Annotated in this window: 12 protein-coding genes; 7 read left to right on the top strand and 5 right to left on the bottom strand. The window is 66.9% G+C overall.

From position 1 onward, the window contains the following. The first annotated feature begins 69 nt into the window (after nucleotides 1-69). Together B3098_RS16840 and B3098_RS16835 are read left to right on the top strand one after the other, a co-directional pair. Entirely contained in the window at nucleotides 70-1,620 is a 1,551-nt protein-coding gene (locus tag B3098_RS16840) for a DUF1800 domain-containing protein (RefSeq protein ID WP_279970910.1), read from the top strand. Then, the gene (locus B3098_RS16835; RefSeq protein ID WP_286897890.1) at nucleotides 1,617-3,014 is read left to right on the top strand and encodes a DUF1501 domain-containing protein; all 1,398 of its coding nucleotides are present in this window, start codon (nucleotides 1,617-1,619) and stop codon (nucleotides 3,012-3,014) included. Before B3098_RS16840 ends, B3098_RS16835 begins: the two co-directional genes overlap by 4 nt. On the opposite strand, the gene B3098_RS16830 is transcribed toward B3098_RS16835, so the two are convergent. Together B3098_RS16830 and B3098_RS16825 are read right to left on the bottom strand one after the other, a co-directional pair. After that, nucleotides 2,998-3,870, bottom strand: a complete 873-nt coding sequence (locus B3098_RS16830; RefSeq protein ID WP_286897889.1) for a type II toxin-antitoxin system HipA family toxin — start codon at nucleotides 3,868-3,870, stop codon at nucleotides 2,998-3,000. The genes B3098_RS16835 and B3098_RS16830 overlap by 17 nt on opposite strands. Further along, a complete protein-coding gene (locus B3098_RS16825) occupies nucleotides 3,867-4,154 on the bottom strand; it encodes a helix-turn-helix domain-containing protein (RefSeq protein ID WP_279970907.1) in 288 nt (95 codons plus the stop codon). Before B3098_RS16825 ends, B3098_RS16830 begins: the two co-directional genes overlap by 4 nt. A 240-nt stretch (nucleotides 4,155-4,394) precedes the next feature. Between B3098_RS16825 and B3098_RS16820 the strand changes: the two genes are divergently transcribed. From B3098_RS16820 to B3098_RS16805, 4 genes are all read left to right on the top strand, one after another. Beyond that, a complete protein-coding gene (locus B3098_RS16820) occupies nucleotides 4,395-4,859 on the top strand; it encodes a GNAT family N-acetyltransferase (RefSeq protein WP_239212897.1) in 465 nt (154 codons plus the stop codon). A gap of 101 nt (nucleotides 4,860-4,960) precedes the next feature. Continuing rightward, nucleotides 4,961-5,329 carry a hypothetical protein gene (locus tag B3098_RS16815; protein ID WP_175137728.1) on the top strand — a complete coding sequence of 123 codons (369 nt, stop codon included), beginning with the start codon at nucleotides 4,961-4,963 and terminating at the stop codon, nucleotides 5,327-5,329. A 24-nt stretch (nucleotides 5,330-5,353) separates the two neighbouring features. Further along, nucleotides 5,354-5,884 (top strand): RNA polymerase sigma factor, encoded by a 531-nt coding sequence (locus tag B3098_RS16810; RefSeq protein ID WP_175124480.1) that lies wholly within the window; start codon nucleotides 5,354-5,356, stop codon nucleotides 5,882-5,884. After that, entirely contained in the window at nucleotides 5,881-6,696 is an 816-nt protein-coding gene (locus B3098_RS16805) for an anti-sigma factor family protein (protein ID WP_286897884.1), read from the top strand. The genes B3098_RS16810 and B3098_RS16805 overlap by 4 nt, the downstream gene beginning before the upstream one ends. A 95-nt stretch (nucleotides 6,697-6,791) precedes the next feature. Here the strand turns inward: B3098_RS16805 and B3098_RS16800 are convergent, their stop codons facing one another. The 3 genes from B3098_RS16800 to atzF are packed head-to-tail and all read right to left on the bottom strand — an operon-like array spanning nucleotide 6,792 to nucleotide 13,038. Continuing rightward, nucleotides 6,792-7,520 carry a GntR family transcriptional regulator gene (locus B3098_RS16800; protein WP_286898203.1) on the bottom strand — a complete coding sequence of 243 codons (729 nt, stop codon included), beginning with the start codon at nucleotides 7,518-7,520 and terminating at the stop codon, nucleotides 6,792-6,794. Then, on the bottom strand, nucleotides 7,517-11,155 hold the full coding sequence (gene uca / locus B3098_RS16795) for an urea carboxylase (protein ID WP_286897882.1): 3,639 nt from the start codon (nucleotides 11,153-11,155) through the stop codon (nucleotides 7,517-7,519). The genes B3098_RS16800 and uca overlap by 4 nt, the downstream gene beginning before the upstream one ends. A 50-nt stretch (nucleotides 11,156-11,205) precedes the next feature. Continuing rightward, nucleotides 11,206-13,038 carry an allophanate hydrolase gene (gene atzF / locus B3098_RS16790; RefSeq protein WP_286897879.1) on the bottom strand — a complete coding sequence of 611 codons (1,833 nt, stop codon included), beginning with the start codon at nucleotides 13,036-13,038 and terminating at the stop codon, nucleotides 11,206-11,208. Nucleotides 13,039-13,409: 371 nt separating this feature from the next. On the opposite strand from atzF, the gene urtA reads away from it, so the two are divergent. Further along, nucleotides 13,410-14,663, top strand: coding sequence for an urea ABC transporter substrate-binding protein (gene urtA / locus B3098_RS16785; RefSeq protein ID WP_128827272.1), 1,254 nt, complete (start codon nucleotides 13,410-13,412; stop codon nucleotides 14,661-14,663). The last annotated feature ends 15 nt before the right edge of the window (nucleotides 14,664-14,678 follow it).

Here is a 14,678-nt window from a genome sequence, read left to right as displayed (position 1 = left end):
TGACGGTATTGAACGCCTCGCCGGGCTTTTAGTACCGTAGGTTTTCGCATTTGACGAGGTGCCCGGCGCATGACCGCTACGCCGTCAGCGGCTGCGCAGCAGTCCGCATCCCCGACTCCCGGCCAGGCCTCGCGCTTTCTGGCGCAGGCAACGTTCGGCCCCACACCGGCCGACATCGACGCCGTCGTGCGCGGCGGCTACGCGGCGTGGCTGGACGCGCAGCTGGCGATGCCGCCGTCGCAGACGCACTTCGACTGGCTGCTGCAAAAGAACCGGAATACCGAGGCCTTCAAGGGCAACGGCATCAACGCGCCGCTGGAATCGACGTTGTGGCGCAAGTTCATCAGTGCGCCCGATCAGGTGCGCACGCGGGTTGCGTTTTCACTGTCGGAGATCTTCGTCGTCGGCGTTTCGTCCATCACGGCGTCGTGGCCGCTTTTTGGCGCGGCGGGCTTCATGGACCTCTTGGCCAAGCACGCGCTGGGCAGCTACCAGGATCTGCTGACCGCCGTGACGCAGAACCTGTCGATGGGCTGCATGCTGACCTATCGCGGCAACCGCAAGGAAGATCCCAAGACCGGCCGCCACCCCGACGAAAACTATGCGCGCGAGGTGATGCAGCTGTTCAGCATCGGCCTGCTGGTGCTGAACCAGGACGGCACGGTGAAGATGGTGAACGGCGCGCCCGTCGAAACCTACACCAATGCGGACGTGCAGGGGCTGGCCAAGGTCTTCACGGGCTGGGACATCAACGGGCCGGAGACGAACGTGGAGTTTCATCGCCGTCCCATGGCGCTGAACAACGCGTTGCACTCGATGTCGGAAAAGCGCTTCCTGGGCGCGGTCATCCCGCCCGGCACCGACGGCCACCTGTCGCTCAAGCGCGCCATGGAGGTCATCAGCGCCCATCCCAATGTCGGGCCTTTCATCGGCATGCAGCTCATCCAGCGCATGGTGACCAGCAATCCCAGTCCCGCGTACGTGGGGCGCGTGTCGGCCGTGTTCAACGACGACGGCACGGGCCAGCGCGGCAATTTGAAGGCCGTGGTGCGCGCCATTCTGCTGGACCCCGAGGCGCGCCAGCCGGACCTGTCTTCGCCCCATTGGGGCAAGGTGCGCGAGCCCATCCTGCGTTTTTCGGGCTGGGCCCGCGCATTTGGGGCCACGTCCACCAACGGCGAATGGGCCATGCCGGACACCACGGACAACACGATCCGGTTGGCGCAGAGTCCCATGCGGTCGGCCACGGTGTTCAACTTCTTCCGGCCCCGCTACGTGCCGCCGGTCACCGAACTGGCCCGCCGCCATCTGGTCGCCCCAGAATTGCAGATCACGGACGAGACCAGCATTGCGGGCTACCTGAACTTCCTGGCGATCTACGCGGACCGCGGCTGGGAGGATCTGCAGACGAGCTATACGCCCGAGATCGCGCTGGCCAAGGATCCTGAGGCGCTGGTGGCGCGCGTCGTGCTGCTGCTGGCGGGCGACGCCTTCAGCGCACGCACGGCGGCGTCCATCGCCAAGGCCGTGGCCACGCTGCCGCCGGACCGCCCGCGCGACCGGGTTCGCGCCGCGATCATGCTGGTGGCCGCCACGCCTGAATATCTGGTGCAGAAATGACAGACCGCCGCGACCTCGACCGCCGTGCCTTCCTGCTGCGCGCCTTTGCGCTGGGCGCGACCCGCGCGGCCGCCCCGCTGGCGCTGAACCTGGCCGCCATCGGCGCCGCCGCCGCGCAATCCGCCCCGTCCTCGTACAAGGCGCTCGTGTGCGTCTTCCTGTACGGCGGCAATGATCCCTACAACACGCTGGTTCCGTACGATCCGTCGTCGTACCGCGCGTATTCCACGGCGCGCAGCGATATCGCCCTGCCCCGCGACGCGCTGCGCGCCACCCTGCTGCGCGGCAAGGCCGACACGCAGGGCGGCATGCAGTTTGCGCTGGCCCCCGCGCTGGCGCCGCTGGCCCCGCTGTACGAACGTGGCGACATGGCGGCGCTGCTCAACGTGGGACCGCTGATCGTGCCCACGACCAAGGCCGAATACATCGGGGCGCGCGTGCCCCTGCCGCCCAAACTGTTCTCGCACAATGACCAGCAATCGGTCTGGCAGGCACTGGCGCCGGAGGGCGCATCGTCGGGCTGGGCCGGCCGCCTGACGGATCTGTTCGCGGGCGCCAACGCGCAGCGCACCTTCACCGGCATCACGGCGGGCGGCAGCACGGTGCTGCTGGCCGGGCGCAAGGTGGCCGGTTATCGCGTGGGCATCAACGGCTCGACACAGATCGACCTGCTGCATCGCGACATGTACGGTTCCAGCGCCTGCACCGCGCTGCTGCGAGACCTGATCACCGAGCCGCGTGAACACCTGATGGAACGCGAGATGTCGCGCATCGCCGCGCAATCCATCTCGGCCGACACGCGCCTGCGGGCCGCCTTGGCGGACGTCGCCGTGCCGGGAGACTTTTCAACGCCGCTCGCGCAGCAACTGCGGATCGTGGCGCGCATCATCGCCGCCCGCGACACGCTGGGCGCGCGGCGTCAGGTGTTTTTTGTTTCGCAGAACGGCTATGACAACCACACGGGGCTGAATGACACACACCCGGCACTGCTGAAGGAGATGGGCCAGGCGCTGGCGGTGTTCCAGAGCGCGCTGGCCGAGATGGGCGTGGCGGATCAGGTCACCACCTTCACGGCCTCCGAGTTCGGCCGCACGCTGGGTTCCAACGGCAACGGCTCGGATCACGGTTGGGGCTCGCATCACTTCGTGCTGGGCGGCGCGGTCAACGGCGGCCGCTGCTACGGCGCCCACCCGGAAATCGCGCTGAATGGGCCGGGATTCGTCGACAACGGCCGGCTGCTGCCCACTACGTCGGTGGATCAGTTGGGCGCCGACCTGGGCGCGTGGTTCGGCGCCAGCCAGGACGATCTGCGGACGGTGTTCCCGAATCTGCGGCATTTCGGGCCGGAGCCGTTGGGGATGTTGACGCCTGCGCCGGTCAAATCGCAGGCTTAGGGGCGAGCGATTCCGCGGATTGCTTGAGCTTCTTTGCGATCGTCGCATCTATCTGCTTCATCCCGTGCGACCAAAGCTCCAGCATCCTGGCGATGTTTCGACCTACCGCTTCTCCTTGATTGGCGTGCTTGAACGCCACCGCAGATTCGGCAGTCCTCAACAGCGCCTCTCCGAGATGCTTGCGCCAGTGATTCTGTCTGCCCGGCGATACGTCACACACTTGCCCCAGTCGCTTTAGCGAATCCGCCGTGGGCCAGCGCTTCGTTCCGCCCAGCGTGAGTGCCATGCCGTCGTTGGCATCACCATGGTTGTCGCGGGGCGCGTATACGGACATCGTCAGCATGTCGAACACGGGAGCCAGCGTAGGAATCTCCCCGCCCTCGTACAACAGCCCAAAGTTCTTCAGATGCGCATCGCCGTTTCTGATGGCTGCGGCCAACAGATACTGCGCATAAAACTGTTCGCAGGCTCGTTGGCCAGCCATCCCGGGACAGAAGGCGCGGATGGTACGAACGATGCGCTCGGCCGAACCACTGAACTTGTCCCGCGCCGGCTGGCCGGTCAATGCACACATGTCTTCGAAACCGAGAGACCTACCCGTGGCGTCGACATCAAATCGTCTGACAAGCAACCGGCTGAAATCGGGGGCAAGATGCGTGTCGGGCACGTCTGGCAGCGAGACCTGAAACACTGGGAATAGAAATGGGCTGGTCCAGCTTTCTGTGCGGGGCGGCATCAGTAAAGACACTGCCAAGTCTCTTGGCGTATCGGGCAGATAGGTAAACACGAAGGAGGTAATCCCGGTCTGGTCCAGCACCCCAACCTTCTTGTCCTGCACATAGATGTCCAGCGTCATGATTTATGCCCTTCGCGCAAACGACGGTAGGCCGCCTCGTTTTCGGCATACACGTCTTCAAGGGTGGGCGGCGAATATTCTGCGGGGACCAGCCTCAACTCCAAGTCCAGGGCGCGCGCAAGGCGGCGCAACGTCGATACATTGCAATCCCCTCCACCCTCGATCGCTACCAATGCACGACGACTGATACCCGCAAGATCCGCGAGCTGAGCCTGCGTGAATTTACGGTCGCGTCGCGCCTTGACCAGCGCATTGATCAGGGGATCTGTGGAATACGAGGGCATATCCCAGCTCCAAAATGTGAAGTACACGTATCAAATTAACGCGATTGCCTGAATTTGTGAAGTCTACTACTCATTTTTTGAAAGGCCATTGCTGCCGTCTGTTTCCAGGACTGGTTTACGGTACGCCTCCAACGCCTCTCAAACCATCTAGCGCCCACCCCGGCAACCGATCTATAACGTCAGGCAACCCGCCCGCCATCCGGCGGCGCCCGCGTTCTCCCCTTCCCTTCGCACCGCAACATGAGCCTCACCCCCGATCTGGCGTTGCAGCCCGCCACCGAAGAAGATGTGCCGTTCCTGCTGTCCCTGCGCAAGCGCACGATGACGGCGTATCTGGAGCGAGCCGGCATCCCTGTGGATGATGCCGAGCACCTGGCGCGCATCCACTACCACTTTGACGACGCCCAGATCGTCTGGCTGGCCGGCCGTCCTGCCGGCCTGTTCAAGCATTACCGCGATCCAGCGGGCTGGCGCATCGTGCAGATCCAGATCGATCCCGATTTCCAGGGTCAGGGGCTGGGCCGCCGGCTGCTCGCCAAGGTGCTGGACCGGGCGGACAAGGAAGGCGCGCCAGTCACCCTGAGCGTCCTGAAAGGCAATCCCGCCCGGCGGCTGTACGAGGCGCTGGGCTTCACTTCCGTGGAGGAGACCGAGCTGGAGCATGAAATGCGGTATGACCCCGGCGCGGTCCGGCCGGGCGCTTGAACCCTTCGCGGCAGCTTTTTTCCGGACCGCTGGAATAAAGCGGCCCCGGCCGGCGTCCGTAGAGGGCAGTCCCCCAATCCTTTCCCTCTACGAGGCACACCATGCGCAAACACACCGCCGCGGCCCTGGCTCTTGCCTGCGCCGCCCTGTTCTCGGCCGGCGCCCACGCCCAGGCCGTCAAGACCCAGAACGGCATTCTGGTCGATAGCGCCGGCATGACGCTGTACACCTTCGACAAGGACACCGCGGGCAAGAGCGCCTGCGTCGACCAGTGCGCCAAGGCCTGGCCGCCCGCCATGGCCACCGGCGACGCCAAGCCGATGGGCGACCTGACGGTCATCACCCGCCCCGACGGCAGCAAGCAATGGGCCTACAAGAACAAGCCGCTGTACCTGTTCGCCAAGGACACCAAGCCGGGCGACAAGACCGGCGACAACTTCAAGGAAATCTGGCACGTCGTCAAACCCTGATCCGGACTGCTGCCCGATCAGACCATGCGCGCCGAAGACGAAGCCCAGATCCTGGCCTGCATCCCCAGCCTGCGGCGTTACGCGCGCGGGCTGACGGGCGACCCCGACCGGGCCGACGACCTCGTTCAGGACACGCTGGAGCGCGCATGGAGCCGCTATTCCCGCTGGCAGCGGCGCGGCGAACTGCGCGCCTGGATGTTCGGCATCATGCACAACCATTTCATCGACGGTGTGCGCGCCGCCAGCCGGCGCACCGACCAGACGGCGCCGGGCGACCTGCCCGACGCGCCGGTGCGCGCCACCCAGACCGATCAGCTTGAAGTGCGCGACCTGGACCGCTGCCTGCAGGCCCTGCCGGCCGAGCAGCGCGAGGTCCTGCTGCTTATTGCGGTCGAAGACCTTTCCTATCAGGAGACCGCACGCATCCTGTCGGTGCCCATCGGCACCGTCATGTCGCGCCTGTCGCGCGCCCGCGAGAAGCTCGGCGCACTGATGCGCGGCCGCGATGCCGCGCCGCGCCTGCGGCCCGTTCCCACCCCGCGTGAAATGCCATGAACGACAAACGCCTCCACCCGGTTCCCGCCGCGCGCACGCCGATCACCGAAGCCGATCTGCATGGCTACGCGGACGACCAGCTCTCCGCCGCGCGTCATGCCGAGGTGGCCGCCTTTCTGGCCGCGCATCCGCAGGACCAGACGCGCGTGGACGACTGGCAGGCGCAACGGCGCGCGCTGCATGCCTTGCTGGACCCCGTGCTGGACGAACCGTTGCCCCTGCGCTTGCCGCTGCGCGCCCCGGCACGGACGTGGCCGTGGCGCGCGATGGCAGCCAGCGTGGCGATTGCCGCGGTCAGCGCCAGCCTGGCGTGGTTCGCGCGCGGCGCCGTCGACGCGCGTCATCTGCAGGCCGCGCTGGCCACCGCCAGCTCCGAACGCGCGGCGGGCGGCTACGCCCAGCGCGCCGCCATCGCCCACGCCGTATTTGCGCCCGACATGGGCCGGCCTGTTGAAGTCAGCGGCGACAACGAGAAGGCGCTGGTGACCTGGCTGACCAAACGCATGGGCGCGCCGATGCGCGCACCGTCGCTGTCGAAAATGGGTTACGAACTGATCGGCGGACGCCTCCTGCCCGGTGGCGCGGGGCCCGTCGCGCAGTTCATGTACGGCGCTGCCGATGGTCAGCGCCTGACGTTGTATGTGACGCGGGAAGCGGCAGGCGGGCAGACCGCCTTCCAGTTCACGCAGGAAGGACCCGTCCGCGTGTTCTATTGGGTCGAGGGCGAGTTCGGCTACGCGCTGTCCGGCGCGGTCAGCCGCGATGAGTTGCAGCGCGTGTCGCAGGAAGTCTACCGGCAGCTTCAGGGCTGAAGACAGCGGCTGAGGACGGGGCTGGAGACAGTGGCTGAAGACAGGGGTTGAAAACCGAAACTGGGAACCGAAACCCGCCAGCTGCCCTCAACCTTTCAACCGGCGCTGGCGCGCGCCTCGTGCAGCATGTGCAGCGTGATCTTGCGCACCTCGGCCTTGCTCATGTCGATATGGGACCGCAACAGGCGCGCGGCCTCATCGGTGCGCCGAGCCAGCACCGCACGCAGGATGGCCGCGTGTTCGTCATAGGTGGCGTCCACGCGGAAGTCCTTCGTGAAATCCAGCCGCCGCACGATCCGGATCTTTTCCGTCACGTCGCGGTGTATCAGCGCCATCTCGGGATTGCCCGCAGCGGCCACCAGCGCGCAATGAAACGCCTCGTCCAGCTGCCCCACCAGCCGGCCGTCCAGGATGCGCTGCGGCGGCGGCACCAGCCACACGTCGGTCAGCGCGCCCAGCATCCCGGCCCGATCCATGTCCTGCCGCGCGCACAGCTTGTCCACCGCCGCCAGCTCCAGCACCACGCGCACGTCGTACAGCGCCTCGAACCGTTCAAAATCGAACGGCCGCACCTGCCAGCCGCTGCGCGGCCGCGCCAGCACGAAGCCCTCGCGTTCCAGCCGCGCGAGGCCCAGCCGCACCGGCGTGCGGCTCACGCCCAGCCGCGCCACGAGGTCGGCCTCGGTGAAGCGTTCGCCGGGCAGCATCCGGAAGCCGAACAGGTCGTCCTTGATGCGCTGGTAGACCTGATCGGCCAGCGAGCCCGCCAGCGTCGGCGACTGGCGAATGGCCGGTCCGGCCTGGACGGCTTCCAGCCGCATCATCCGGTCACGACGCACGTGGCGTCTTCGGTGATCACGACGAGCGGATCGCCCGCGTTGACGGGCTTGCCGGGCACGCACCGGATGGCGGACACCGTACCGGACGCCGGCGCGATGACGGACAGTTCCATCTTCATGGCCTCGACGACCACCAGCGTGTCGCCGGCCGACACGCTCTGCCCCACCTGGACCGGAATCTTCCAGATGTTGCCGCACATGTCCGCGCTGACCAGGCGTTCGCCTTCGCGCAGCACGGTCTCGGCCTCGGGCTGCGCAGCGGGGGGCTCGGCAGCCACATCCTCGTTCTTCCACAGCGCCACCTCGGCATCGAACGCCGTCTTCTGGCGCGCCTGGAACGCGGCAATGCTGTCCGCCTGCTCGGCCACGAAACGCTGATGCGCCGCGAAGTCGAACATCTCTTCCTCGATGCGGACCGTCGCGCGGCCTTCGCGGAAGTCTTCGCGCAGCACGTCCAGTTCGGCTTCGGTGACCGGATAGAACCGCACCTGATCGAAGAAACGCAGCAGCCAGGGCTTGCCGTCCTGGAACACGGGATTCTTCAGGAACTTGTTCCAGATAGGCAGCGTGCGTCCCACCAGCTGATAACCGCCGGGCGAATCCATGCCGTAGATGCACATGTAGACGCCGCCGATGCCCACCGTGCCCTCGGCGGTGAAGGTGCGCGCGGGGTTGTACTTGGACGTCAGCAGGCGGTGGCGCGGATCGATCGGCACGGCGCATGGCGCGCCCAGATAGACGTCGCCCAGGCCCATGATGAGATAGCTGGCGTCAAAGACGATGCGGCGCACCTCGTCGCGCGAATCCAGCCCGTTGATGCGCTGGATGAAGTCCACGTTGTTCGGCAGCCAGGGCGCGCTGGCGCGCACGGTTTCCTGATAGCGCTGCACCGCGCCCAGCGTGGCGCTGTCTTCGAAGGCCATGGGCAGGTACACGACGCGCGTCGGCACCTTCAGCGTCGCGACGTCGGCCAGTCCTTGCTCGATCTTCAACAGCCTGGCGATAAGCGCGCCTTGCAGGATCACCCGGCTGTCGTAGCGGATCTGCAGCGAGCGCACGCCCGGCGACAGCTCCAGCACGCCAGCCACCGGGTTCGCGTTCAATGCTTCCATCAGCAGGTGGATGCGCATCCGCAGCGCCAGGTCCAGCACGTTGTCGCCGTATTCCAGCAACAGGTAGCCGTCGCCCGCCTGCCGGTACGACACCGACGGGCGCGATCCTTCAGCGGGCAGCGCGGCCACGATGGTCTCGGAGTCGGTGGCCGGCACCGGCGCCGGTTCGGTCGCAGCGGGAACCGCCGGCGCCAGGTCGGCAATGCGTCGGTCCTGCGCGGCTTCCAGCGCGACGGCCTGCGGGTAGTCGATGCGCACGAAGCGGATGCGGTCGCCAGGCTTGACCTGTCCGACCTTCCACAGTTCGGCGCGGGCGATCGTGACCGGGCACACGAAGCCACCCAGGCTGGGGCCGTCGCGCGTCAGGATCACGGGGCTGTCGCCCGTGAAGTTGATGCTGCCGATCGCGTATTCGCAATCGTGGATGTTGGAAGGGTGCAGGCCCGCCTCGCCGCCGTTTTCGCGCGCCCAGGTGGGCTTGGGTCCGATCAGGCGCACGCCCAGGCGGTTGGAGTTGTAGTGCACCTCCCAGTCGGCCGCGAAGAACGCGTCGATGGCTTCCGGCTGAAAAAAGTCCGGCGCGCCGTGCGGGCCGTATAGCACGCCGATCTCCCAGGTGCTGCCGTACTCCGGGATCAGCGCCGCGGGCGCGGCCTGCGGCAGCGTCTCGGGCGGCGCGGCCGAGGCGCCCGCCAAATCAGGCCGCACCACGGGCAACATATCGCCCACGCGCAGCGTGCGGCCAGCATGGCCGCCGAACTGCCCCAGCGCAAACGTGGAGCGGCTGCCCAGATACAGCGGCACGTCCAGGCCGTTGCGCACCGCCAGGTAGCTGCGGCAGCCGGACAGCGCACGGCCGGTGGCCAGCACCTGCCCCGACGTCACGAAGATCGGCTGCCACATTGGCACGGGTTCCCCGTCCAGAGTGGCGGCGCACGAGGCGCCGGTCAACGCCACGACGGCGTCGCCGTGAAAGCGCAGCGTGGGTCCGACCAGCGTGGTCTCGATGCCGGCCGCGTCCGGCGCGTTGCCGACGATGCGATTCGCGACGCGAAACGCGTAGTCGTCCATGGGGCCGGACGGCGGCACGCCGATGTCCCAATAGCCCGCGCGGCCGGGATAGTCCTGCACGCTGGTGTAGGTGCCGGCTTCCACGACCTCGATCGCCGACGGGCGGTATGCAAAGCTTTCCAGAAAGCGCGTGGACAGCTGCCCAGCGCGAAAGCGCGCATCGGCCACGATCTGGCGCAGGTAATCCAGGTTGGTCGCGATGCCGTGCAGGCGCGTGCGCGCCAGCGCGTCGGCCAGCTTGTCCAGCGCGGCCTCGCGCGTGTCCGCATGCACGATCAGCTTGGCCAGCATCGGGTCATAGAACGCAGGCACGTCCGTGCCGGTCTCGACCCAGCCATCGACGCGCACGCCTTCCGGGAACGAGACCTCGGTCAACACGCCTGGCGACGGCTGGAACTGGCGCAGCGGATCCTCCGCATACAGGCGCACTTCAATGGATGCGCCTTGCGGCGCGCGCGACATGGCTGCGAAATCCAGCGGCTCGCCCGCGGCGACGCGCAGCATGCATTCCACCAGGTCCAGGCCGGTGACGGCCTCGGTCACCGGATGCTCGACCTGCAGGCGCGTGTTGACCTCCAGGAAGTAAAAGCTGTCGCGCGCCGGATCGTAGATGAACTCCACCGTGCCGGCAGAGCGGTAATTCACCGATTCGCCCAGCTTGACGGCGGCATCCAGCAGCGCGGCGCGCGTGGCGGCCGGCAGCAACGGCGCGGGGGTTTCCTCGATGACCTTCTGGTTGCGGCGCTGCACCGAGCAGTCGCGTTCGCCCAGCGCCAGCACGCGGCCCGCACCGTCGCCAAAGATCTGCACCTCGACGTGCCGCGCGTTGTCCACATACCGCTCGATGAACGCGCCGCCATCGCGAAAGAAGTGCTCGCCCATGCGCTGCACGCTGTCGAACGCCACGGTCAGTTCCGCCTCGTTCTCGCAGCGCGAGAGACCGATGCCGCCGCCGCCCGCCGTGCTCTTGAGCATGACGGGATAGCCGATGCGCTCGGCCTGCGACAGCGCCTCACCCAGGCTGGACAGGAGCCCGGTGCCCGGCGTCATCGGCACGCCGGCTTCCGCAGCCAGTTCGCGCGAGCGGTGCTTCAGCCCGAACTCGCGGATCTGCAGCGGCGTGGGGCCCACAAAGGCGATGCCTGCGGCCTCGCAGGCGTCCGCAAATTCAGCGCTTTCCGACAGAAAGCCGTAGCCGGGATAGATCGCCTGCGCACCCTGTTCGCGTGCGGCGGCCAGCAGCAGGTCCATGCGCAGGTAGCTGTCGGCCGCCTTCTCGCCGCCCAGCGCCACGGCCACATCGGCCTCGCGCACGTGCGCGGCGTTGCGGTCCGGGTCGGAATAGACGGCCACGCTGCGGATGCCCAGCCGCTTGAGGGTGCGGATGGCGCGGACGGCGATTTCGCCGCGGTTTGCAATCAGAACGGTATCGAACACGGTGCGACTCCCTGAGGTGAGGGCGGGGTTATCGAGTGGGTAGCGGGTAGTCAGCGGGTGGCGGCATTCAGGCTGGCCAGATAGGCCCGCCAGCCGCCGAACGCGGTGATGTCGCGCGCGCCCTCCAGGCCGCGCGGTTCGCAGATGAAGCCCTTGACCAGCCGGCCGTCGGCCAGCTCCAGCGTGCCGATGCCCAGCGGCGCGGGAATCTCGGCCACGAACGCGCCGAAGGCCGTCACCGGCACGTCCCACAGCTCGACCTCGATGGCGGCGCCGCTGTCCATCTTCACCAGCCCGGGCTTGGGCGGTGTAGTGTTGGCCAGGGCGAAGAGGCGGTAGTCGCCCGCCGTCGCCGTGTTCTCGACAAACACCGCGTGGCGCGACGTCAGTTGGTGGTTGAGCGGCATGCCGGTCAGATGCGCGCCCACGACGGCGACGCGCACGGTGTCCGCGGACGGTGCGCCATCCGCCGCCAGCGTGGGCAGCGGCATCCCGGTTGCGCCCAGCGGCAGCCCGCGCCGCGTCTGCCATTGCCTGCCGAACTGCGCCAGCGCGCGATCCTGCCACGCCAGTCCGATCAGCGTGATGCCGGACGGCAGCCCATCGGCTCGCATGCCGGCCGGCACTGCCAGCGCGGACAGATCGGCCAGATTGGCGAAGTTGGTGTAGATACCCAGGCGGGAATTGAGCGTGACGGGGTCCGCTTCAAGCTGGGCGATGGTGTAGATGGACGGAGAGGTCGGCACCACCAGCGCGTCAAAGCCTTCCAGCGCGCGATGGATCTGGCGGGTGAGCTCGGCGCGCCGGTACTCGGCCTTGAAGGCGTCCAGCGCGGTGTAGTTCGCGGCTTGTTCGACAATGCCGCGCACCACCGGATTGATGGCGCCGGGGTTCTCTTTCCACAGCGATTCCACGGCCGCAAAGCGTTCGGCGACCCATGGCCCTTGATACAGCAGCGCGGCCAGTTCGCTGAACGGCGCGAAGTCGATGGTCTCGACCTGGGCGCCCTCGGCACGCAGTGCACGCACCGCGTCGTCGAACACGGCGGCGGCCTGCGTGTCGCCAAAGAATTCCAGCGATGCGGGCACCGCCAACCGAGGCGCCTTCGGCCACGGCAGCGACGCGCCAACCGGCATGGGGCGCGAATACGGATCGGCATCGTCGTATCCGCCGGCCACTTGCGCCACCTTGTCGGCGTCGTCCACCGTCAGCGCAAAGATCGATACGCAGTCCAGCGTGCGGCACGCCGGCACCACGCCTGCGGTGCTGAGCCAACCCTTGGTGGGTTTAAGCCCGACGATATTGTTGAAGCCGGCCGGCACGCGGCCGGAGCCCGCGGTATCGGTGCCCAGCGAAAACGCCGCGATGCCGCGCGCGACCACCGATGCCGAACCGGAGCTGGAACCGCCGCTGACGTAGGCGGGATCGAACGTGTTGGCCACGGCGCCATGCGGCGATCGCGTGCCCACCAGGCCGGTCGCGAACTGGTCCAGATTTGTCTTACCGATGAGGATGGCGCCGGCCGCGCGCAGACGGCGCACGACGGTGGCGTCTTCCTGCGGTGTGTAGGCGAACTCGGGGCACGCCGCGGTCGTGGGCCAGCCGGCCGCATCGATGTTGTCCTTGATCGCGAAGGGCACGCCATACAGCGGCAGGCGCGAGATGTCGCCGCCCGCCGCGGCCAGCAAGAGGCGCAGGCCGTCGAGCTGGTCGTCGAGCTGCGCGCGGTCAACGCGCCGGATCCAGGCATTGTCTTCGACGTCATCCGGCGCGGCCACATGGCCGGCCAACAAGCCTTCAGGCTGCGCACCGTCGCGGTAGGCGGCCTGCCATTGCGCGATCGTCCAACCGGCGGGGTGCTTCTGCGTTGCTGCGGCATTCATGCTGGAATCCTTTCTTGTATACAAGTACGGATTCCCAAGCAAAGTGTGTGCCATGTTGGCCGCGCACGCCGATTTCCCTCTGACGCGCGGCAAGACCGCGCGCCTGCCGCTTTCGCATGCCATGGCATCGGCATGCACGCCGCACCGTCATCGCGCGCAACACGCACCGATTCTGTGCAGACGGCACCGTTCTGATCCCCGCCGCGCGGCGCCGCCATCGCCACGCGCCTTCGCGTAAACCCGCCCGCTTCATACAGCAGCCGCATGCCTGCCAAAACTTGGCATGCGTTTTGCTTTCGAGTCCCTGTGCGACTGCATTTTCAGAACGTTCTCTCGCCGGCCAAGCCGGCACCTTCCATCCAGGAGTCACCATGAAACGCAGACTAGCCCTTAAGCAACTGACCGCCGTGAGCCTGTTGGCCATGACAGGATGGATGCCGCAGGTCCATGCCGCCGAGGACACCATCAAGGTCGGCATCCTGCATTCGCTCTCGGGCACCATGGCCATCTCGGAAACGTCGCTCAAGGACGTGGCCCTGATGACCATCGATGAGATCAACGCCAACGGCGGCGTGATGGGCAAGAAGCTGGAAGCCGTGGTGGTGGACCCCGCCTCGAACTGGCCGCTGTTTGCCGAGAAGTCGCGCCAGCTGCTGGCGCAGGACAAGGTGGCGGTGGTCTTCGGCTGCTGGACCTCGGTTTCGCGCAAGTCGGTGCTGCCGGTGTTCAAGGAACTGAACGGTCTGCTGTTCTACCCCGTGCAGTACGAAGGCGAAGAGCTGGAGAAGAACGTGTTCTACACGGGCGCCGCGCCCAACCAGCAGGCCATTCCCGCCGTCGAATACCTGATGAGCGAAGACGGCGGCGGCGCCAAGCGCTTCGTGCTGCTGGGCACCGACTACGTCTATCCCCGCACCACCAACAAGATCCTGCGCGCCTTCCTGCATTCCAAGGGCGTGAAGGACAGCGACATCGACGAGGTCTATACCCCGTTCGGCCACTCCGACTACCAGACCATCGTCGCGAACATCAAGAAGTTCGCCACGGGCGGCAAGACTGCGGTGATCTCGACCATCAATGGCGACTCGAACGTTCCCTTCTACAAGGAACTGGGCAACGCCGGCCTGAAGGCCACCGACGTGCCGGTTGTGGCGTTCAGCGTGGGCGAAGAAGAACTGCGCGGCGTCGACACCAAGCCGCTGGTCGGCCACCTGGCTGCGTGGAACTACTTCCAGTCCGTCAAGAACCCCGTCAACGATGCGTTCATCGCGAAGTGGAAGGCCTACGCCAAGGCCAAGAATCTGCCCAACGCCAACACCGTCGTGACGAACGATCCGATGGAAGCCACCTACATCGGCATCCACATGTGGAAGCAGGCGGTTGAACAGGCCAAGACCACCGACGTGGACAAGGTCATCGCGGCGATGGGTGGGCAGAAGTTCAACGCGCCGGACGGCTACACGATCGAGATGGACAAGACCAACCACCACCTGCACAAACCCGTCTACATCGGCGAGATCAAGGCGGACGGCCAGTTCAGCGTGGTGTGGAAGAGCAAGGGTCCGATCCGCGCCCAGCCGTGGAGCCCGTACATCCCGGGCAACGAAGGCAAGCAAGGCCTGTAGTCTCAACCCCAAGGA

It is taken from the genome of Achromobacter sp. UBA2119, from assembly GCF_002331005.1.
GTDB lineage: Bacteria > Pseudomonadota > Gammaproteobacteria > Burkholderiales > Burkholderiaceae_B > Achromobacter > Achromobacter animicus.
Note: the sequence above shows the minus strand (reverse complement) of the source record. Positions and strands in the feature narration are given on the sequence as shown.